Annotated in this window: 21 protein-coding genes and 1 tRNA gene; 9 read left to right on the top strand and 13 right to left on the bottom strand. The window is 67.3% G+C overall.

Features of this window, described 5'->3' with window-relative positions:
• Window positions 1-12: 12 nt before the first annotated feature.
• Both AGI3411_RS24150 and AGI3411_RS24145 read left to right on the top strand, forming a co-directional pair.
• Entirely contained in the window at window positions 13-279 is a 267-nt protein-coding gene (locus tag AGI3411_RS24150; RefSeq protein ID WP_129529858.1) for a hypothetical protein, read from the top strand.
• Between the two features lie 4 nt (window positions 280-283).
• The gene (locus AGI3411_RS24145; RefSeq protein ID WP_129529857.1) at window positions 284-739 is read left to right on the top strand and encodes a YaiI/YqxD family protein; all 456 of its coding nucleotides are present in this window, start codon (window positions 284-286) and stop codon (window positions 737-739) included.
• Between the two features lie 18 nt (window positions 740-757).
• On the opposite strand, the gene AGI3411_RS30195 is transcribed toward AGI3411_RS24145, so the two are convergent.
• From AGI3411_RS30195 to AGI3411_RS24115, 7 genes are all read right to left on the bottom strand, one after another.
• Window positions 758-925, bottom strand: a complete 168-nt coding sequence (locus AGI3411_RS30195; protein ID WP_087881433.1) for a hypothetical protein — start codon at window positions 923-925, stop codon at window positions 758-760.
• Between the two features lie 307 nt (window positions 926-1,232).
• A tRNA-Val gene (locus AGI3411_RS24140) sits at window positions 1,233-1,307 on the bottom strand.
• Window positions 1,308-1,366: 59 nt separating this feature from the next.
• Window positions 1,367-2,089 (bottom strand): DNA polymerase III subunit epsilon, encoded by a 723-nt coding sequence (dnaQ, locus tag AGI3411_RS24135; RefSeq protein WP_129529856.1) that lies wholly within the window; start codon window positions 2,087-2,089, stop codon window positions 1,367-1,369.
• Window positions 2,090-2,095: 6 nt separating this feature from the next.
• A complete protein-coding gene (locus AGI3411_RS24130) occupies window positions 2,096-5,212 on the bottom strand; it encodes an efflux RND transporter permease subunit (RefSeq protein WP_129529855.1) in 3,117 nt (1,038 codons plus the stop codon).
• Window positions 5,213-5,245: 33 nt separating this feature from the next.
• The gene (locus AGI3411_RS24125) at window positions 5,246-6,334 is read right to left on the bottom strand and encodes an efflux RND transporter periplasmic adaptor subunit (protein ID WP_129529854.1); all 1,089 of its coding nucleotides are present in this window, start codon (window positions 6,332-6,334) and stop codon (window positions 5,246-5,248) included.
• Between the two features lie 247 nt (window positions 6,335-6,581).
• Window positions 6,582-7,043: a ribonuclease HI gene (gene rnhA, locus AGI3411_RS24120; protein WP_129529853.1), complete on the bottom strand. Its 462-nt coding sequence runs from the start codon at window positions 7,041-7,043 to the stop codon at window positions 6,582-6,584.
• Between the two features lie 50 nt (window positions 7,044-7,093).
• Window positions 7,094-7,879 carry a class I SAM-dependent methyltransferase gene (locus AGI3411_RS24115; RefSeq protein ID WP_129529852.1) on the bottom strand — a complete coding sequence of 262 codons (786 nt, stop codon included), beginning with the start codon at window positions 7,877-7,879 and terminating at the stop codon, window positions 7,094-7,096.
• A gap of 21 nt (window positions 7,880-7,900) precedes the next feature.
• On the opposite strand from AGI3411_RS24115, the gene gloB reads away from it, so the two are divergent.
• The 3 genes from gloB (at window position 7,901) to fabI (ending at window position 11,059) form a co-directional block, all read left to right on the top strand.
• Window positions 7,901-8,722, top strand: coding sequence for a hydroxyacylglutathione hydrolase (gene gloB, locus AGI3411_RS24110; protein WP_129529851.1), 822 nt, complete (start codon window positions 7,901-7,903; stop codon window positions 8,720-8,722).
• A 7-nt stretch (window positions 8,723-8,729) separates the two neighbouring features.
• Entirely contained in the window at window positions 8,730-10,148 is a 1,419-nt protein-coding gene (locus AGI3411_RS24105) for a transglycosylase SLT domain-containing protein (protein WP_129529850.1), read from the top strand.
• 125 nt (window positions 10,149-10,273) lie between these two features.
• Window positions 10,274-11,059 (top strand): enoyl-ACP reductase FabI, encoded by a 786-nt coding sequence (gene fabI, locus AGI3411_RS24100; protein ID WP_129529849.1) that lies wholly within the window; start codon window positions 10,274-10,276, stop codon window positions 11,057-11,059.
• Window positions 11,060-11,107: 48 nt separating this feature from the next.
• Here fabI and AGI3411_RS24095 read toward each other — a convergent pair whose 3' ends face one another.
• Window positions 11,108-11,506 (bottom strand): OsmC family protein, encoded by a 399-nt coding sequence (locus AGI3411_RS24095; protein WP_129529848.1) that lies wholly within the window; start codon window positions 11,504-11,506, stop codon window positions 11,108-11,110.
• 187 nt (window positions 11,507-11,693) lie between these two features.
• Between AGI3411_RS24095 and AGI3411_RS24090 the strand changes: the two genes are divergently transcribed.
• Entirely contained in the window at window positions 11,694-12,374 is a 681-nt protein-coding gene (locus AGI3411_RS24090) for a tellurite resistance TerB family protein (protein WP_129529847.1), read from the top strand.
• Here the strand turns inward: AGI3411_RS24090 and AGI3411_RS24085 are convergent.
• The 3 genes from AGI3411_RS24085 to AGI3411_RS24075 form a co-directional block, all read right to left on the bottom strand.
• Window positions 12,371-13,357, bottom strand: a complete 987-nt coding sequence (locus AGI3411_RS24085; protein ID WP_129529846.1) for a tripartite tricarboxylate transporter substrate binding protein — start codon at window positions 13,355-13,357, stop codon at window positions 12,371-12,373. The two genes, AGI3411_RS24090 and AGI3411_RS24085, sit on opposite strands and share 4 nt — an antisense overlap.
• A 24-nt stretch (window positions 13,358-13,381) precedes the next feature.
• Window positions 13,382-14,266 (bottom strand): carboxylating nicotinate-nucleotide diphosphorylase, encoded by an 885-nt coding sequence (gene nadC, locus AGI3411_RS24080; RefSeq protein WP_129529845.1) that lies wholly within the window; start codon window positions 14,264-14,266, stop codon window positions 13,382-13,384.
• 82 nt (window positions 14,267-14,348) lie between these two features.
• Window positions 14,349-15,317 (bottom strand): NUDIX hydrolase, encoded by a 969-nt coding sequence (locus AGI3411_RS24075; protein WP_129529844.1) that lies wholly within the window; start codon window positions 15,315-15,317, stop codon window positions 14,349-14,351.
• Between the two features lie 163 nt (window positions 15,318-15,480).
• On the opposite strand from AGI3411_RS24075, the gene AGI3411_RS24070 reads away from it, so the two are divergent.
• Window positions 15,481-15,711, top strand: a complete 231-nt coding sequence (locus AGI3411_RS24070) for a hypothetical protein (protein WP_129529843.1) — start codon at window positions 15,481-15,483, stop codon at window positions 15,709-15,711.
• Between the two features lie 9 nt (window positions 15,712-15,720).
• Here AGI3411_RS24070 and AGI3411_RS24065 read toward each other — a convergent pair whose 3' ends face one another.
• A complete protein-coding gene (locus tag AGI3411_RS24065) occupies window positions 15,721-16,056 on the bottom strand; it encodes an STAS domain-containing protein (RefSeq protein WP_129529842.1) in 336 nt (111 codons plus the stop codon).
• Between the two features lie 164 nt (window positions 16,057-16,220).
• On the opposite strand from AGI3411_RS24065, the gene AGI3411_RS24060 reads away from it, so the two are divergent.
• Both AGI3411_RS24060 and alr read left to right on the top strand, forming a co-directional pair.
• Window positions 16,221-16,652 carry an ATP-binding protein gene (locus AGI3411_RS24060; protein ID WP_129529841.1) on the top strand — a complete coding sequence of 144 codons (432 nt, stop codon included), beginning with the start codon at window positions 16,221-16,223 and terminating at the stop codon, window positions 16,650-16,652.
• A 129-nt stretch (window positions 16,653-16,781) separates the two neighbouring features.
• On the top strand, window positions 16,782-17,936 hold the full coding sequence (gene alr / locus AGI3411_RS24055; protein WP_129529840.1) for an alanine racemase: 1,155 nt from the start codon (window positions 16,782-16,784) through the stop codon (window positions 17,934-17,936).
• Window positions 17,937-17,992: 56 nt separating this feature from the next.
• On the opposite strand, the gene AGI3411_RS24050 is transcribed toward alr, so the two are convergent.
• Window positions 17,993-20,458 carry an MFS transporter gene (locus AGI3411_RS24050; RefSeq protein ID WP_129529839.1) on the bottom strand — a complete coding sequence of 822 codons (2,466 nt, stop codon included), beginning with the start codon at window positions 20,456-20,458 and terminating at the stop codon, window positions 17,993-17,995.
• Window positions 20,459-20,540: the final 82 nt, after the last annotated feature.

The following is a 20,540-nucleotide window of genomic DNA, read 5'->3' as shown; positions in this document are numbered from 1 at the left end:
TCAGGAATACCCATGAACAAATTCGATCTGCAGAAAAACCAGGCCCTGAAGCTGGCCGGCCAGCTCAAGCAGGCCGGCACGCCGGACCGCTACGGCACCGCCTCGCAAGGCCTGGACCGCCGCGAGCAGCGCAAGCTGGACCAGGCCGCCGGCCTGGTGCCGTTCCCCCTGAAACTGTCCCAGGCGGATGCCGACAAGCTGCGCGCCGCCGCGGCCGAACGCGGCATTTCCACCAACGACATCGTGACCGAGGCCCTGCGCAAAGCGCTGGGCGAATAGCGCGATGCACATCTGGGTCGATGCGGACGCCTGCCCCGCGGTCATCAAGGACATCCTGTTCCGCGCTGCGCAGCGCTGGCAAACGCCCTTGACCCTGGTGGCCAACCAGCCGCTCTACACCCCGCCCTCGCCGCTGATCCGCGCGGTGCAAGTGCCGCGCGGCTTCGACGTCGCCGACGCGCACATCGCCGAACGCGCAGAACCCGGCGACCTGGTGATCACCGGGGATATCCCCCTTGCCGCGCAAGTGCTGGAAAAAGGCGCGATGGCGCTGAACCCGCGCGGCGAACGCTATTCGCCGGAAACCATCCGGGAACGGCTGGCCCTGCGGGACATGATGGAAGAACTGCGCGCAAGCGGCGTGGACACCGGCGGCCCGCCGTCGTTCAGCCACGCCGACCGCAAGGCGTTCGCCAATCAGCTGGATACCCTGCTGTCGCGCGTGGCGCGCCAGCGTTGAGGATCCGCCCCGCGCGCGTCAATAGAAGGTGATGTAGGCCTTGTAGATGATGGTGCCGATGGCGGTGATCAGGCCCAGGCCCATCAGCCCCATGCCGATATTGCGGTCGCGCAGCCCGAAGCCGACCAGCATGAGCGCCACGCCCGTGACGATGATGATCAGCATGGTGTTTGTGTTCGGGGGCATCGCCTTCTCCTGTTCGCCTCGGCCTGGCCCGCGAGCCCTGCCTTTGTTATCAATGATAGACAGGCCCGCAGGCGATGCGGCTCAATCGATGAAGGCCCGCTTGCGTCAAATCAAGAGAAGAGTAATGAATGGGCTGCGCCCGCGCAATGGCTTGCTCCGGGATGCCGCGGCCAGACGCCAACAGCAGGGCCGGCGATCGGCCAAAACAAAAAAGCCAACCGCGAGGGCTGGCTTTTTGCTTTGCGTCTTTTTTCCTTGGACGCCGACAACGGCAGGCTTGGCGCAAGCGTTGTCTTTCAAGGGTCTTTGGTGGGTAGTACTGGGTTCGAACCAGTGACCCCTGCCGTGTGAAGGCAGTGCTCTACCACTGAGCTAACCACCCCGAAAGAGGCGAAATATTAGCACGTTTTTTTGAAGATGTGCAAGTCGCCCCGAAAAACTTTATGCAGACGCTGCCGGCGCGTCCATCTTGCGCCAGATGCACTCCCCGCCCACGGACTTGTCGAGGGCGGCGAGGTAGGCCTCGTGTTCGGCCAGGTCTTCGTCGCCGGCCTTCAATACGGGCAGGCCCGAGGCGTCGAACCTGGCCAGCACGACGCCATCGCCGCCAGCTGCGCCGCCGTCGTCCACGTCGATCAGCAGCGCGTCCTGGCCGCGGGTCATGGCCAGCCAGACCTCCGCCAGCAGTTGCGAGTCCAGCAATGCGCCGTGCAGCGTCCGGTGGGCGTTGGAAATGCCGAAGCGGTCGCACAGCGCGTCCAGCGAGTTGCGCTTGCCGGGGAACAGCGAGCGCGCGTGCAACAGGGAATCGGTGACCGTGTCGCAGAACTCGGTGATCGGGCCGCGGCCGGTCTTGGCGAGCTCCGCATTGAAGAACTTCACGTCGAACGCCGCGTTGTGCGCGATGAGTTCCGCGCCCTGGATGAACTTGACGAATTCGTCCGCGACCTCGGCGAAACGCGGCTTGTCGGACAGGAATTCGGTCGTCAGCCCGTGCACGGCCAGGGCTTCCGGGTCGCTATCGCGGTCCGGGTTCAGGTAAATGTGCAGGTTGTTGCCCGTGGACATCCGGTTGACCAGTTCCACACAGCCGATCTCGACGATGCGATGGCCCTGGGCGGGATCCAGTCCCGTGGTTTCGGTGTCAAAGATGATCTGGCGCATAACTCACTATTCCGACGCTTGGGCGGGCGCGGCCGGCGGCGTGTGCGGGGCCGGAGCCGGGTCCGGGTGGTGCGCTGCGCTGCCGGCCTGGCCGGGTTTCTTGCGTGCGGTAGCGATAAGCGTATAGGCCACCGGCACGACGAACAAGGTCAGTAGTGTACCCAGCATCAGCCCGCCGACCAGGACCCAGCCGATCTGCTGGCGCGATTCCGCCCCCGCGCCCGTGGACAGCGCCAGCGGCACGGTGCCCAGCACCATGGCGCCGGTGGTCATCAGGATCGGGCGCAGGCGCAGCACGCTGGCCTCGATGACGGCCTCGAACAGTTCCTTGCCCTCGTCGCGCAGCTGGTTCGTGAATTCGACGATCAGGATGCCGTGCTTGGTAATCAGGCCGACCAGCGTGATCAGGCCGATCTGGCTGTAGATGGACAAGGTGCCCCCTGTCAGCCACAGCGCGAGCAGCGCGCCGGTCATGGACAGCGGCACCGACAGCATGATGATGAACGGATTGCGCCAGCTCTCGAATTGCGCCGCCAGCACCAGGTAGATGAAGGCCAGCGCCATCGCGAAGACCAGGTAGATGCTGCCCGACGAGTCGCGGAATTCGCGCGACTGGCCGTCCAGATCGGTCACGATGGTGTTGGGCAGCACGTCGCGCGCCACCTGGTGCATGTGCGTCAGGACCTCGCCCAGCGCGTAGCCCGGGGCTACCGCGGCGTCGATCTTCACAGCGCGCAGCCGGTTGAAGTGGTTCAGCGACTGCGGCGACACCCCTTCGTGCACGCCGAGCAGGTTGTCCAGCTGCACCATGCTGCCGTCGCGCGCGCGGACGTAGATGCCCGAGATGTCGGTGGGATTGGCGCGGTCGCGCGGCGTCACCTGGACGATCACGTCGTACTGTTCGCCCTCATCCTTGTAGCGGGTGACCTGCCGCCCGCCCAGCATGGATTCCAGCGTGCGGCCCACCGTGTCCACGTTGGCGCCCACGTCGGCCATCTTGTCGCGGTCCACGCGCACGCGCAGCTCGGGCGTATTCAGCCGCAGGTCGGTATCCAGGTTGATCAGGCCGGGATACTTGCGCAGCTCGGCCATGAACACATCGGTCAGGCGCGCCAGTTCCACGTACGAGGCCTGGCTCATGATGATGAACTGCACCGGCTTGGAGCGCGCGGACTGGCCCAGCGACGGCGGATTGGTGGGAAAGGCGCGCACGCCCGGCAGCGAGGCGAATTGCGGCTGCAGCAGCTCCGTGATGGTCTGCTGCTTGCGGCTGCGCTCTTCCCAGGGTTTCAGGCGCAGGATGGCGGTGCCGTCCGTCACGGTGGGAAAGCCCACCGTGACTTGGCTGCCGCTGGCCTCCGGGATGTCCGCATAGAATTTTTCGATGCCGAGCATGCTCTCGAGCGTGTAGTTCAGCGTGGCGCCTTCCGGCGAGCTGACGATGCCGAACACCACGCCGCGGTCCTCGATGGGAGCCAGTTCGCTCTTGACCACCTTGAACAGCACGCCGCTGCCGGCCGCAACCGCCAGGCCGATCGCCACCACCAGCCAGCGGTGGCGCAGGGATGCCGCCAGCACGCGGCGGTAACCGTTGCTCATGCCATTCAGCCAGCCTTCGATCAGGTTGTACCAGCGGCTGTGGCTGCTCTGGTGGCGCAACAGCACCGAGCACATCATGGGGGTGAGCGTCAGCGCCACGAAGCCCGACACCAGCACCGCGCCGGCCAGCGCCAGCGCGAATTCGATGAACAGCCGTCCGGTGCGGCCGGTGGCGAACGCCAGCGGCGCGTAGACGGTGACGAGCGTCATCGTCATCGCGACCACGGCGAAGCCGATCTCGCGGGACCCGCGCAGGGCCGCCTCCTTGCGCGGCATGCCGTCCTCGATGTGCCGGAAGATGTTTTCCAGCACTACGATCGCGTCGTCCACCACCAGGCCGATGGCCAGCACCATGGCCAGCAGGGTCAGCGTGTTGATCGAAAAGCCGAACAGGTACATCAGCGCGCAAGCGCCCACCAGCGATACCGGAATGGTGACGATGGGAATGATGCTGGCGCGCAGGTTGCGCAGGAAGAAAAAGATCACCAGCACCACCAGGGCGATGGCTTCGCCGATGGTGTGGAACACGGAATCGATGGAGCGTTCGATAAACACCGACGAGTCGTACGCGATGTTCAGCTTCATGCCCGCCGGCAGGTTCTCGTTCAGGCGGGCCACTTCCTCGCGGGCCGCCTTGGACAGTTCCAGCGGGTTGGCGGTGGACTGCCGCGTCACGCCGATGTTGATCGCCGGCTTGCCGTTGAAGCGCGACAGCACGCGGTCGCTGGCGGCCGCGATCTCCACCTTGGAGACGTCGCGCAGGCGGACGGGGTAGCCCTTCACGTTGGCGACGATCACGTCCTCGAACTGCGCCGGCGTCTGCAGGTCGGTCGAGGACACGACCGAGAACTCGCGCGCGCGGGACTCGATGCGGCCGGCCGGGATTTCCACGTTCTGGCTGCGCAGCGCGGATTCGACGTCCTGCACGGTCAGACCGTAGGCAGCCAGCTTGTCGCGGTCCACGTAGATGCGCATAGACGGCAGGCGCTCGCCGAAGACGCGCACTTCCGCCGCCCCGGGCAGCACCGACAGGCGGGTTTTGATGTAGCGGTTAATGTAATCGGACGTCTGGATGGCGGAGTACGACCCGGCCTCCACCGCGATATAGATAATGGGCTGGGAATCCGCCTCGACCTTGCCGATGATCGGTTCGTCGATTTCGTCGGGCAGGAAGCGCCGGGCGCGCGACACCTTGTCGCGGACTTCGGCCGCGGCCGCGTCGGGGTCGCGGGACAGGCTGAATTTGATGTTGATCAGGCTGCGTTCGGAGCGGCTGCGCGAGGTCATCACGTCCACCCCCTCGATGCCGGCGAGCTGGTCCTCCAGCGGCTTGGTCACCTGGGACTCGATCACCTCGGGCGAGGCGCCCTTGTAGGTGGTGTCCACCGAGACGATGGGCTCGTCGATCTTCGGATACTCCCGCACGGTCAGGCGCGAATAGGAAATCAGGCCGATCAGCACGATGATCAGCGACAGGACCGATGCGAACACCGGCCGCTTGATACAGGTTTCCGAGATACGCATTGCGCTACCGCCAAGAATGGAGAGGGGCCGGCGTCACGCGCCGTTGCCCAGCACGGTCACGGCCGCGCCGTCCGTCACGCGCTGCAGGCCGGATACCACCAGATGGTCGCCCGCGGCCACGCCGGTCAGGATTTCCACGCGGCCCTCGCGGCGTTCGCCGATCGTGACCTCGCGCCGCTCGGCCACGCCGTTCCTGACCCGGTAAACGTACTGCGTTTCGCCCGAGGGCGACAGCGCGGCTTCCGGGGCGACCAGCGCCTTGTCCTGGCTGAACAACAGCTGCACGCGGGCGAACATCCCCGGGCGCAGCACGGCGTCCTTGTTGGCGACGGTGGCGCGCAGCAAGATGGACCGGCCCCCGGCGTCAACCAGCGGACTGACCGCATAGACCATGCCCTGGCGCTCCTGGCCCGGCAACGCGTCCAAGCGCACGGTCAGCTGCTGGCCCACGCCCACCTTGCTCAAATACATTTCCGGCACACGGAAATCCACCTTGAGCGGGTCGATCGCCTCCAGCGGGGCCAGATCCTGGCCCTGGTTCACGTAGTCGCCCACGGAGACGCTGCGCAGGCCCACGATGCCGCCGAACGGCGCCGTGATCGTCATTTTGTCCAGCCGCGCCTGCGCCAGCGCCACGGCGGCTTCCTGCACCTTCAGTGTGCTGGCGGCCTCGTCGCGGGCCTGCTGGCTGACGAAGCCCTTGCCCTGCAGTTCCACGGAGCGCCGGTAATGGCTTTGCGCCAGGGTGAGGTTGGCCCGCGCCTGGGCCAGTTCGGCCCGCGGCACGGAATCGTCCAACCGGATCAGGGCCTCGCCGCGCTTGACCGGCTGGCCTTCCTTGAACTCGATGGACTGGATCCGGCCGGCGACCTCGGGCCGCAGCACGACGGATTCGTCGGAACGCAGGCTGCCCACGGCCGAGATGCCGCGCGCGAAAGGAATCTCCTGGACGGCGGCCACTTCAACCCGGACAGGCGCGACGCGCGTGACCAGGGGCGCCTCGACGGCGCCAGGCTGTGGACTGACGGTTCCGGACGCGAGCCAGCGCGGCACAAAAACACCGAGCGCGGCCCCCGCGGCCAACCCTGCCGCGACGGCGGCCAGCAGAACTGCTTTTTTCATGCGCGAATATGGCGGTATCGCGGCGCAAGCGCGAGCCAGGCCGCGCGGACGGCGCCGCAGGAACGGGAATGAGGGTTGGCACTTTAGCACCCGGACTTACATACTGGAACAATCCAGAAGCCGGATGAAAGAACTAAATTCGCCCCGGAAGGCGCAATTGAGGGTATATCCCAATGCCTTGCGCCGATTCCCGCCACGCCTCAGTCGGGAGTCGAGGCGGCGCAGCCAATCGGCGGCCGCAAAGGAATCAGGCCCGGCGGGCCGCTTCCACGCCCATATTGGCCAGTTGGTCGGCCCGTTCGTTACCGGGATCCCCGGCGTGTCCGCGCACCCAGCGCCAGGACACCGTATGGCGGCCCACCTGCTCGTCCAGCAACTGCCACAGTTCGGCGTTCTTGACCGGCTTCTTGTCCGCCGTCATCCAGCCGCGCCGCTTCCAGTTGGCCAGCCATTCGGTCATGCCCTTCATCACATACTGGGAATCCGTGTGGATGGTGACCACGCACGGCCGTTTGAGCGCCCGCAGGCCCTGGATGACCGCCAGCAGCTCCATGCGGTTGTTGGTGGTCTGGAGCTCGCCCCCATGCAGCGTCTTCTCGTGGCTGCCGGCGCGCATCAGCACACCCCAGCCGCCCGGGCCGGGATTGCCCTTGCAGGCGCCGTCCGTCCACATTTCCACTTTCTGCTCGTTCGCTTTGCTGTCCTGCATGGTGCTGCCTGGTTTTCCTTGTTCGTGCTGATTCCGTCCCGGCCGGCCGCTCAGGAGCGGTCGAAGCCGTCGTCCGCCTGGCGGTTGACCACCACCGACGCCGCCCGCGCGCGCTTGGGCTTGGTCCTGGTCTTCCAGGCCGGGCCAATGATACGCATACCGGCCACGCGCTTGACGGCCGACACCAGATAAACGGCGCCGCCGACGCTCCACCAGCGGGTACCGGCCGACTCCAGGAAGGACCAGCGCTGCAGCCATTTTTCGCTGCGGCAGGCCGGCGCGTAGCAGCCGAAATGGCTTTCCTCGACCTCGAGCGACAGCAGCTTGAACCAGTCCTTCAAGCGCGGCAGCGACACCTGGGACGACGGCGGCTGGGGCAGCCAGGGCTCCATGCCGGGCATGCGCGTGCGTGCGCCCCACATGCTCCAGGGATTGAACCCCGAGATCACCACGCGCCCCTCCGGGACCAGCACGCGCTCGACCTCGCGCAGCACGTTGTGGGGCTCCTGCGTGCATTCGAAGGCGTGCGGAAGGATCAGCAGATCCACGCTTTGGGATTCGAAAGGCAATGCCTCCGGCTGGGCGATCACCACCCGGGAATGCCAGCCCGCCCCGTCGTCCGCCGACGGCGACTCGGTGCCCACGTAGCCCTTGAACGGCATGCGGTTGGCGCGCAGCAGATTCATGTCGGCCAAACCGACCTGCCAGGCGTAATATCCGAACACGTCCGCGACAGCCGCGTCGAACTGCGCCCGCTCCCAGGCCAGGACGTATTGTCCCGGCGGCGTCTGGAACCATTCGGCCAGTTCTACAATCGGCGGAGTATCTTCTGCCACGTTCTATATCCTTCGAATCCCATGCAAGCCTTGACCGCCCCTTCAGGCGGCCGCGAGCGCAACGCCGCGGTCTTGCCGCTACCCGCTTTCTCCGACAACTACATCTGGGCAATCGTGCGCGACGGCCAGGCCGCCGTGGTGGACCCCGGCGAGGCCGGCCCCGTGCTGCGGCTGCTCGAGCAGCAAGGCCTGAGGCTGCGCGCCATTCTACTCACGCACCATCATGGCGACCATGTCGGCGGCGTATCCGAATTGTCCCGCATCGAGGGCATCACCGTATACGGCCCGGCGCGGGAACGCCTGCCGCGCTGCGACGTGCCGCTGGCGCAAGGCGACCGCGTGGAAATACCGGAACTGGACCTGGACCTGAGCGTGCTGGACGTGCCCGGCCACACCGCCGGCCACATCGCTTATACCGGCCGTGCGGCCGGCGTGGAACCCGTTTTGTTCTGCGGCGACACCCTGTTTGCGGGGGGCTGCGGCCGCCTTTTCGAAGGAACTCCTGCGCAAATGCTTGATTCTTTGGAAAAATTTTCCGTTTTACCGCCAGATACACAGGTTTTTTGCGCGCACGAGTACACTCTAGCGAACTTGCGCTGGGCGTCGGCAGTCGAACCGGCCAACCGCAACCTGCAGCAATGGCATCAGCGGGCCCGGCAATTACGAGCAGAAGGTCTTCCCACGCTTCCATCGACCATCGGTCAGGAACGCGCGACCAATCCTTTTTTGCGCACGCAACAAATCGAGGTCGTCCAAGCGGCAGAACGCTGGGCAGGCCACAACCACGCTACGCCGGTAGAGGTCTTTGCCTCCCTTCGTGAATGGAAGAACGAATTCAAGTGACAGCCCGATGAATCTATCCCGACTCCTTCTGCCGCTCATGCTGGCAGTCCTCGCCGGTTGCGCAGGAACCAAATCCCCCGACAGCAAGAACCTCACCACCAATTCCCAAGGGCGCTACATCGCCCGCGACACTTCCCGCACCGTCGACCTCACCAATCCGCCCGCGGACGCCTGGGATCGCATCCGCCGCGGTTTCGCCATCCCCAACCTGAACACCGACCTCTCGCAGCAGTGGACCGACTATTACGCGTCCCACCCCGAGTCGGTGCAGCGCATGGCGGAACGGGCCGGCAAGTACCTGTATTTCATCGTCGACGAAATCAATCGCCGCGGCCTGCCGACCGAACTCGCGCTGCTGCCTTTCGTCGAAAGCGCCTACAACCCCACCGCCCTGTCGCGCGCCCAGGCCTCCGGCCTGTGGCAGTTCGTGCCGGCCACCGGCCAGCACTTCAACCTGAAGCAGGACTGGTGGCGCGATGAGCGCCGCGACCCCATCGCCTCGACCAACGCGGCGCTGGACTACCTGGAAAAGCTGTTCGAAATGCAGGGCGACTGGTACCTGGCGCTGGCCTCGTACAACTGGGGCGAAGGCTCGGTGCAGCGCGCCATGGCCAAGAACGAGGCCGCCGGGCAGGGCACGGACTATCTGTCCCTGAACATGCCCGACGAGACCCGCAACTACGTGCCCAAGCTGCAGGCCATCAAAAACATCATCGCCGACCCGCAGCGCTATGCGGTAGCCCTGCCGCCGGTAGGCAACACGCCCTACTTCGTGACGGTGCAGAAGAACAGCGACATCGACCTGGAAATCGCCGCCAAGCTGGCCGAAATGCCGCTGGACGAATTCAAGGCGCTGAATCCCTCTTTCAACCGCCCGGTCATCCGCGGCGACCACGGCCCCACCCTGCTGCTGCCGGCCGACCGCGTCGAAATCTTCAACGCCAACCTGACCAACTACAAGGGCGACCTCAGCGCGTGGAAGATCTACCACTCGCGCCGGGGCGAATCCTACGCCTCGATCGCCAAGCGGTTCGGCATCAGCGAAGCCACGCTGCGCCAGACCAACGACATCGGCTCGCGCCAGAAGTCCGCGTCCGGCCAATCCCTGCTGGTGCCGGGCGATTCCGGCACAGGCGGCGTGCAACTGGCCTCGCTGGCGCCCCCGGTCGGCGCCCTGGAATCGTCGCCGTCCAACGACAAGGCCCCCGCGGCGCGCAGCCGCGGCGCGCAGACGCCGGCCGCCCGCGTCGCCAGCGCCCGCCCGAACGTGCGCACTCACAAGGTGCGCCAGGGCGATACGCTGTTCTCGCTGGCCAAGCAATACGGCACCTCGGTCGACGCCCTGCGCGCGCTGAACAACATCAAGGGCAGCGCCCTGAAGATAGGCACCCCGCTGCGCGTCCCGGGCACCAACGCCCGCGGCTGACCGTGCCGGGAATGGCAAGAGGGCGCACCCCAAGGCGGGCGCGCCCTCTTTTTCTTTCATCGATGGGCCGCCAAACTCCTTAAAATAGGCGGATTCCAGAAGGGAAAAAATCAAAGGATAGATATATGGGCTTTCTCGCCGGCAAGCGCATCCTGGTCACCGGGGTGCTTTCCAACCGATCCATCGCCTACGGCATCGCGCGCGCCTGTCACCAGCAGGGCGCCGAACTGGCATTCACCTACGTGGGCGACCGCTTCAAGGACCGCGTGGGCGAATTCGCCGCCGAATTCGGCAGCAAGATCGTGCTGCCCTGCGACGTGGCCGAAGACAGCCAGATCGAAGAAGCCTTCGCCGAGCTCGGCAAGCACTGGGACGGCCTGGACGGCCTGGTGCACTCCATCGGGTTCGCCCCGCGCGAAGCCATCGCCGGCAACTTCCTGGACGGCCTGTCGCGCGAAGCCTTCCGCATCGCGCACGACATCTCGGCCTACAGCTTCCCCGCCATGGCCAAGGCCGCCCTGCCGCTGATGCAAGGCCGCAACGGCTCCGTGCTGACGCTGACCTACCTGGGCGCCGAACGCGTGGTCCCGAACTACAACACGATGGGCCTGGCCAAGGCCTCGCTGGAAGCCAGCGTGCGCTATCTGGCCACCGCGCTGGGCCCGCTCGGCATCCGCGCCAATGGCATTTCCGCCGGCCCCATCAAGACGCTGGCCGCCAGCGGCATCAAGGACTTCTCCGCCATCCTGAAGTTCGTCGAGGCCCAGGCGCCCCTGCGCCGCAACGTCACCATCGAAGAAGTCGGCAACGTCGCGGCGTTCATGCTGTCGGACCTGGCCGCCGGCGTGACGGGCGAAATCACCCACGTGGACGCCGGCTTCTCCACCGTCGTCCCCGGCATGGAAGGCTGATCGCCGGCGCGGGCGGCGCCCTGCGCGCGGCCTGCCGCGTCCGGCCGCTCAGGCCGGCCGCACCACCACCGTGGACACCTGCACGTCCACCGCCGTCATCAGTTTGTGGACCGGGCATTTCTCGGCCACCGCCAGCAGCTCGTCGATCTGCGCATCCGACAGTTCGCCATTCAGAGTCAGCTTTGCCGTCAGCCGGTAGACGCCCTTGCGTTCTTCGCTGGCATCGCGCACCACCTCCACCCCCACCGACTCCAACGGCAGGCCCTTGCGCTGCGAATAGACCATCAGCGTCATCGCCTTGCAGCCGCCCAGCGCGGTATCGAAGTAATCATGCGGATCGGGGCCTTCACCCTGCGGCTGCGGCATCGCCAGCGGCAGCTCATGGCCTTCGGCCGTGGCGGTGAACAGCAGGGAGTTAGGCGCATTCTGGCGCACACGGATGCTCATGGAACGGATCTCCTTGGATTGGGCTCTGACGCGGGCCGCAACGGCGGCCCCAGCCCACGTTGTAGCACTTGCCCGATGTCCGTCCCCAATGCCCGTTCGGCAGCGGCTGACCGGAAGCTGAACTTCCTGGCCCGCAGGCGGTCGGATATTCCTATCCGCCATACCCGAAACACCTAAAGGGGGCCGCATGAGCGCCAGACAACTCCTCGATCAATTGCTGCAATCCGGGCAGAGCCTGCTGTCCGACACCACCAACCGCGTGCAGAGCGCCACAGGCGGCAAAAACTCGTCCTTCCTGACCGGCCTGGGCGGCGGCGCGCTCGGCGCGGGCGCCCTCGGGCTGCTGCTGGGCAGCAAGAAGGCCCGCAAGATCGGCGGCAAGGTCGCCATGTACGGCGGCATGGCGGCGCTGGGCGCCCTGGCCTACCGTGCCTACGGCGACTGGCAGCGCAACCAGGCCGGCGCCCCCGCCGCGCCGCCCCAGACGCTGGACCGCCTGCCCGCGCCGGAAGCCGAACAGCACAGCACCGCCGTGCTGACCGCCATGATCGGCGCGGCCAAGGCCGATGGCCATATCGGCCCCGAAGAACGCGCCCTGCTCGAAACCGAACTCGCCAAGCTGTCCTCGGATGCCCAGGACCGCAGCTGGCTCGAGACCGAGCTGTCCCGTCCGCTGGATCCGGCCGCCGTGGCGCAGTCCGCCCGCACGCCCGAAATGGCCGCCGAGATGTACCTGGCCAGCCTGCTGGTCGTGGACGAGGAAAGCTATATGGAGCGCGCCTACCTGGACGAACTGGCGCGCCAGCTCAAGCTACAACCCGGCCTGAAAGAACAGCTGGAGCAGCACGCCCGGGCCGCCTCCGCCTAGTCCGCGCGCAAGCCGATCGACGCGGTCAGCGCCCCATAGCGGCCCATGTCCGCGGCGATCATGTCCTGGAACCCGCCCGGTGTGCTGCTTGCCGGCGTAAAACCCTGCTCGCGCAATGACGCCTGCACATCGGGGCGACGGACGATCTTCGCCACCTCCGCGTTCAGCTTGGCCACCACCGCTGGCGGCGTGGCCGCGGGCGCCAGCAGTCCATGCCACTGGTCCAGGGCATATCCGGGCACGCCCTGCTCGGCAACCGTCGGCACGGCCGGCATCAGCGGCGAGCGCGCCGGCGACGTGACGGCCAGGGCACGCAGCTTGCCGGCCGCGATCAGCGGCGCGGCGCTGGACGCGGTGACCACGCCCATGCCCACCTGCCCCGCCGCAACGTCGGTCAGCGCCGGTCCGCACCCCTTGTAGGGCACGTGCTGCAAGGGCGCGCCGGCCGCGCGCGCCAGCATCTCGCCCGCCAGGTGCTGCGGCGTGCCATTGCCGCAAGATGCGAACGGCAAGGGCTTGCCTGCCCTGGCCGCCGCCAATGCATCGCCCAGGCCATGCAGGTCCGAGGCGGCCGGCACCACGAAAACCGAGGGCACGAAGGCCACGTTGATAACCGCCGTGAAATCCTTGCCAGGCGAGAAACCCAGATTGCTGTACACCCCGGGATTGATGGCGAACGAGCTGTTCACCATCAACAGCGTGTAGCCGTCGGGCGGCGACTCGGCCACGGCGCGCGCGCCGATATTGCCGCTGGCGCCCGGACGGTTTTCCACCACCACAGGCTGGCCCAACTGCTCCTGCAGGCTGGCGCCGATGCGGCGCGCCAGCAGATCGGTACCGCCTCCGGGCGGGAACGTCACGACGATGGTAATCGGGTGGGACGGATAGACCGCGTCCTTGGGCGCTTCGCCCGACGGCGGATTGCCGCAGGCGGCCAGCGACAGGGCGGCTATCGGAAAGGCGGATTGAAACAGGCGTTTCATGTTGCGGACTTGTGACGTGAAGATTCAGGCATCCAGACCGATATCGAGCACCTTGGCGCTATGGGTGATCCAGCCGACGGCGATCTGGTCCACGCCGGTGGCCGCCACCGCCTCGGCGGTTTCGGGCGTGATGCGGCCCGATGCCTCGGTAATGGCGCGGCCGCGCGCCATGGCGACGGCGCGGCGCAGGTCTTCGAGGCTCATGTTGTCGAGCAGCACCACGTCCACGCCCAGGGACAGCGCCACTTCCAGCTGCTCCAGCGTGTCCACTTCCAATTCGATCTTCACCATGTGGCCAATGCCGGCCCGGGCGCGCTCGACCGCCGTGGCGACTCCGCCCGCCAGCGCGATATGGTTGTCCTTGATCAGCACCGCGTCGTCCAGCCCGTGGCGGTGATTACTGCCGCCGCCCACGCGCACCGCGTACTTCTGCACGGCGCGCAGGCCCGGCATGGTCTTGCGCGTGCAGGTGACCCGGGCGCCATAGCCCGCGATGGCGCGCGCGATGGAGGCAGTGGCGCTGGCCACACCGCTCAGGTGGCACAGAAAATTCAGGGCCACGCGCTCGGCGGTCAGCATGGCGCGGGCATTACCGCGTATGCGGGCGATTTCCGTGCCGGGCCGCAGGTCCGCGCCGTCGCGTTGCGTTACCGAAAATTCGATGTCCGGATCCATCGCGCGAAACGCCAGGCGCGCCAGGTCCAGCCCGGCCAGCACGCCGTCCTGGCGGGCCACAAGGCGGGTTTCCGCCACGGCATCGGCCGGCACGATGGCATCGGTGGTCAGGTCGCCTGCGCGGCCCAGGTCTTCAAGCAGGGCCGCGCGCACCAGCGGCTCCAGCATGACTTCCGGCAAAGAGGGGACGGCCAGTCGGGAGGCGGTCGAAGGCGCTGCGGCTTTAATGCTCATTTTGAGTATTTAAAGAGTAAAAAAAGGCGCGCGGGAATTGCGCACCATTTATGCTAAGAGCGAGCATAAGCCTTGTCAAGCGTCAAAGCGCGCGCGACAGGGGCAATTTGCTGCCGGCGATCGCGCGCTCGAGCAAGACGTCGCGGCGGAAGCGGAACAGTTTGGCGGGCCGGCCGGCCGTGCCGGTCGCCATCTCGCCGGTTTCTTCCACCAGCGCCTGCTGTTCGATGAGGCGGCGGAAATTCTGCTTGTGCAGCCCGCGCCCGGCCAATGCCTCGACCGCCAACTGCAATTGCAGCAAGGTGAACTGCGTGGGCATCAGTTCGAACACCACGGGCCGGTACTTGATCTTGGCCCGCAGGCGCGCGATACCGGTGGCCAGGATACGCCGGTGGTCATGCCGCATGGGCTCGCCCGGCACTGCGGCGCCGCTGCCGCGGCCACGCCGCGCCGCTTCGGGCACCAGCCCCGCCTCGAACAGCAATTCGTAGCGCTGCAGCACCATGTCTTCGTTCCACGACGCCCCGTCCAGCCCGAACGTGATGGCGGCGCGCTGGCGGCGGCGCGTGCGCACGGCCGCGTCGGCGCTGTCTTCGCACCAGGCGGCCAGCCGCGGCACGATCAGTTCCTCGACCAGCGCGGGCGTGCCGGTCCGGCGGTCTTCCCAAGGGAAGTAGCGGTACCAGTCCTGCCAGCCGACCTGCGCCACGCCCGTTTCGCCGGCCTCGCGCGTCAGCCCCAGGTAGCTCACCGACATGACGCGCGCGCCCGATTCGTCGGAGCGGTCTCCGTCGGCGAAGGTGTAGAGCTGTTCGACGTAGCCCAGCGGATGGTGCGTCTGCGCTTCGACCCAGGCGCGCAGGCCCGCCTGCAGCGAACGGTGCGAAAGCTCGAAAGGGCCTGCCGGCAAGGCGCGCGCGTCTTCCGTCGTCAGCACGCGGGGCTCGCCGTTGGTGACGGCGACAAGCACGGCGACGAGTTCTGCATGGACGGAGCGTTCGACGGATTCAGTCAAGGTAGGCGTATGGAAAATGTGAAAACCTGGCGCCATGCCGCAAAGCCGCGAGGCGCCGGAAATTATAAGGTTCGGGCCCTGCAACAGCCCCTTGCAATCGTGACAAGCCAGTGCGCCACCTCGGCGCCGCGCCGTCCTAAGATGAAACTGGAATCAGGCGCGTCGCCATCCGGGGACGCCCGCAAGCGGAGCAAACATCATGTTGAAAACTGCCCCAGATCCCAATGCCGCGAAGGCAGCCGAAACCGAAAAACCCGCCCCCGTCGATCCGCGCAAAGGCACGGAAGTCATGCCGATGCCCGATGAGAGCAGCAAGCTCGTCGCAGGCATGCCGCGACGCGGACGCGCCATCGCGGAACCCGGCGAACCCGGCATCATCACCCCTGAAGATGACGTGCTGGATACCTCCTACGAACACCGCAAGGGCTGAGCCTGCGCGTCAGGCCACCTTCGCCACCGCGTCATCGCGCGAATCGACGACCGTCAGGATGGAGAGAAAACCGCTGATGTCGAACACTTCACGCACATGCGGCTGCAGGGCGCACAGCACCAGCGCGCCGGCGCCCTGCTTCAGCCGCTTGGCCAGCACCAGCACGACGCGCAGGCCCGCGCTCGAGATGTAGTTCAGGTTGGACAGGTCCAGCACGAAACGGCTTTCGCCCTTTTCCACGTGGGCCAGCAGGTCGGACTCGACGCTCCCCGCGTTGGCGCTGTTGATCTGGCCTTCGGGCGAGACAACCAGGACTTCTCCGATTTTTTCTATTGCGAGATTCATAGCGGTTCCCGAAAAGTGGCCGGCGCCCGGCACCTGCGCAGCAGGACGGCGGCGCGATGGCGAGATGATACGCGAGCCGGCGCACTCTCTCACGCTCTGTTCGCCATGCATGGCTATCGTGCATACTTGCGCCTGCACGTGCTCCACTGAACGCAAGGCGACTCATGCCCCCTCAGCCCGATACGTTGGACCTCGTTCCTGACCAGAACGCCGTTGCCGCCGCGCTGCAATGGCTCGAAGGAATTGCCGAACGCGACGCATGGCCGCCCAAGCTGGGCTTCGGGCTGTCGCTGAGCCTGGACGAAGCGTTGACCAACATCGTGGACTACGCTTTCGACGACCCCGCAACCGCAGGCACGCCTCCCGCGGTAACGCTGCATTGCCGGCAGGACGGGACCGGGATCGCGCTGGAGATCGTGGACAACGGCCGGCCGCACGATCCCACGAAAACGCCTCCGCCAGTCTTGGCGGCCTCTCTGGACGAAGCGGAGATCGGCGGCCATGGCTTGCGGCTCATGCGCCATTACCTGGATGAGCTGCGCTATGCGCGCAGCGGCGGCCGGAATCGCCTGACGCTCGTCGCGCGCGCCGGCTAGGCGCGGCGCGCGATCGATCGAACCACGCTATCGGTTTTTCTTCCTCATAGATAGAAAGTACCGAACGAAACGGGCCCAACTGTCACTCATGCATGGACTGCGCGCCGGTTGCGCGACGCCCCAGCACTGATGCCGCCCGTGAATGCCCCCTATCGCCCGGAAGGACTGATCGCCCGCCCCCTGCATGCCCGCATCGACGCGGGCGCCGTGAGCCACAACCTGGCGCGCCTGCGCGCCACGCTGCCGGCCGGCCCCGGCGCGCCCCGGCTCTGGGCCACGGTGAAGGCAGACGCCTACGGGCATGGCGTGGCGCGCATCCTGCCCGCCCTGCGCGGCGCGGATGGATTGGCGGTGTTGCACTTGAACGAGGCGCGCGCTTGCCGCCGTATCGGCTGGAACGGCCCCATCCTGGTCTACGGCGGCCTCTATTCGCCGGCGGATGCGCTGCTGCTCGACTCGCTGGACCTGCACCTCGTGATCACGCATGCCGCCCAGCTCGAATGGCTGGCGCATGCGCCGCTGGCTGAGCGCCCCGCCCTCTGGCTGCGTTATGCCGGCGACATCCATCACACGGGCTTCTCGGCCGATGACTACCGCCCCGCGTTCGAGGCGGCCTGTGCCCTTGCCCGGCGCGGCCTCGCCGGCGAAATCGGGCATCTGAACCATTACGCGCGCGCCGACGAATCCGATGGCGTGGATGCCGCCGATGCCGCCTTCCGCGCCGTAATCGCCGGCCTGCCGGGCCCGGTTTCCACCAGCAATTCGGCCGCCCTGCTGCGGCACGGCGCGCGCGCCGCCGGCACGCAATGGGTGCGTCCCGGACTGGCGCTGTACGGTGCCAGTCCGTTCGCCGACCTAAGCGCGGCCCAGCTGGACCTGCGCCCCGCGATGTCGTTGCACTCGCAGATCGTGGGCATACAGCGTGTGCAGGCCGGCGCGGGCGTCGGCTACAGCGGCGCATTCATGGCGCCCGCCGCCACCACGGTAGGCATCGTCACCTGCGGCTACGCGGACGGCTATCCGCGCCATGCCCCCACCGGCACGCCGGTCATCGTCGACGGCGTGCGCACGCGGTTGCTGGGACGCGTGTCGATGGACATGATGGCCGTGGACCTCGGGCCGGTTCCGCACGCCTGCATCGGCGCCCCGGTCACGCTATGGGGCGCATCGGGACTGGCGGTGGAAGACGTGGCGGCCTCGGCGGGCACCATCGCAGCCGAACTGCTCACGGGCCTGAGCGCGCGCGTGCCGGTGCAATTGGCCGGCCGGGACGCCGGGCCTTGACCGGCCGCGCCCGGCTTGGCGCAAACGCGCCCGCCCGTCCGCCGGACAGCGCGTGTTCAGGCCGCGCCGTCCCGGGGACGGGCCGGCGCCAGCATCAGGAACAGCAGCGTCGCGCACAGATAGATGATGCCGGTGGCCGCCAGGCCCGCGCCCATGCCCGCGGCGCCGAACATGGCGCCCACCACCAGCGGCCCCGCCATCTGGCCCAGCTTGTCGGCCGCGCGCATGACGCTGGTGGCCCCGGCGGCGCCATAGCGCTGCACGTCCGGCAGCGCCAGCATGTAGGGCGCTTGCGAGGCGCCGGCAAAGCAGCTGGCCAGCGCCAGCAGCAACACGGCCGCGGCCGCGGCCAGCAGCCCACTGTTGAAGTACAGGCCCAGCATGCCCACGCTGCCGACCAGGCCGCCCAGCACGATCCAGCTTTTCTTGATGCGGCTGCGGTCCACCACGCGGCCCATCAGCGGCCCCACGTAGATCACGCAAAGACCATAGATCATCAATACGCGCCCGATGCTGGACGCGGCCACGCCCTCGGCTTCGAGATACAGCGGAAGCGCGAACGACAGCAGGCCTACCTGCGCGATCGAAAAAGGGATGACGCTGCCCAGCAGCAGCAAGCCGAAGTCGCGCGTGCACAGCAACCGCAAGGTGTCGGACAGCCGCGCACGCGTGCGCGCGGCCACCTGCCCCGCCTGCTTGCGGCCGCGGTCCATGTATGGACGCATCAGCACCAGCACACCGGCCAGGGGCAGCACCAGCATCGCCGCTCCCACGCCGAATACGGCGCGAAAGCCCGTCTGTTCCATCAGCATCGCGCCGACGGCCGCGCCGGAAAGATGGCCCGCGAACAGGCCGGCGATCACGCCCGTCATGTTGCGCCCGCGATACTGTGCCGGGCTGCGCGTGACGATGAAGCCCTGCAGCCCCATCCAGGTCAGGCCATAGCCCAGGCCCACGAGGCCGCGCGCCGCGCTGAACATCAACAGGTTGCCTGCCGCCGCGCAGGCCAGCATGCCCGCGCACGACACCGCCAGCCCGGCCAGCACGGGCACCTGCCAACCCTTGCGGTCGGTCAGGCTGCCGGCGAGCAGCGAGGTCAACAGGCCGCAGCCCATCTCGACGGAGATCGGCAGCGCCAACAAGAGATTCGCAGGCAGGTCCAGCCCGCCCGCCGGCAGGCTGCGCGCATACAGCGGCAGAAAGCCCAGCGGCAAGGCCCAGGCGAACAGGAAGCCGAACATCACGGGCCGGGCGATGCGGCCGATCTCGGATTCGTCATCGGGACCGACGCGGCTGCCGTCGGGCAAGGTGGCCCGCGAAGCGAAGGCGCGGTTCATCAGCAGCGACAGCAACAGCAGCATCTCGATGGCGGCGACCAGCGCCACGGCCACCACGGTTACCGCATCCAGCGCGCGGCTGCGCACACCGGCCGCGATCACGTCATCGGACAAGCGCAGCACCAGATCGCCGCGCGCGCGCGGATTGGAATTCGACGCGCCCAGCGGCAGCACCAGCGCAAGATCGCCGGATTGCGGACGCGCCACCGGCAGCCCTGCCACATCGAGCGCGCCGTTCGCATCGGCGCGGCTCAGCACGCGGCCATCGCCATCCACCAGATCGATCTGCGCCACGGCGGGAAACGTCGCGGCCAGGCGCGAGAACGGCGCTTCAACGCCACGCAGGCGATTCAGCGTCAGGCCGTAGCCCAGCACGCGGTTCAGATCGCGCTGCAAGCCTTCGGCCAGCAGGCCGACGTTGTTGCGCGTCACCTCCAGCCAGCCCGTGCGGAATGTGGAGATCGTGTAGGCGGCATAGACGCCCTGGGCCAGCATCAGCGCCAGCAAGGGCACGACGAAGCGCGCCCGGCCGCCGGCGGCCAGGGAAGTCAGCGGCACCAGGTATTTGAAAACGGCCGCGAGGCCCAGGCCGACCAGCGCGGTGACGGCCAGCAGCACCTGCAGGTTATCCACGATCAGGCGGCGGCTGGCTTCACCGTCCTTGGACGCCGAAAGCACCACGGCGCCGACGACGTTGCCGCCCGCGCCCGCCAGGGGCACGGCCAGGGTCACCGTGCCGTCGGACACCGACATGAGCGCGCCGGACGCGCGGCGCGTCGCGCGGCTGTCGCGGCTTGCGCCGTCCAGCGCCTGCGCAATCGCAACGGCGCCATCGGGCAGCTCGCCCTGCACGGCCAGCGTCTGGCCATCGGCGCGCAATACGGCGGCGCCGAGCAGGCCGCGCGATCCGGACACGCTGTCCTGGAGTCCGTCGCGCAGGCCGAAGTATTGCTCCAGCGGCTTGCCCAGCCGCAATCCGTTTTCGATATTGCCCGCCGCGCGGCGGGCAATGACTTCCACTCGGTCGGCGGTGGTGTCCACCACCAGCCGGTTCAGCGCGGACAGGCTCAGCGCGCCAATCAGCGTTTGCGCAAGCAACAGGACGGCCAGACAGGCCAGCGTGACTTCGAGTACCGGGCGGCGTCTCAGTCCTTCCAGCACGATTTGAATAGGCTCGCTACGCATGAGGCTGAAGCACCGCAAAGTATTTACACACGGGCGACAATGGTATTTACAATTAATGCAAATTGCATCTTTTTTTACACCC

It is taken from the genome of Achromobacter agilis, assembly GCF_900496965.1.
Classification (GTDB): Bacteria; Pseudomonadota; Gammaproteobacteria; order Burkholderiales; family Burkholderiaceae_B; genus Achromobacter; species Achromobacter agilis.
Note: the sequence above shows the minus strand (reverse complement) of the source record. Positions and strands in the feature narration are given on the sequence as shown.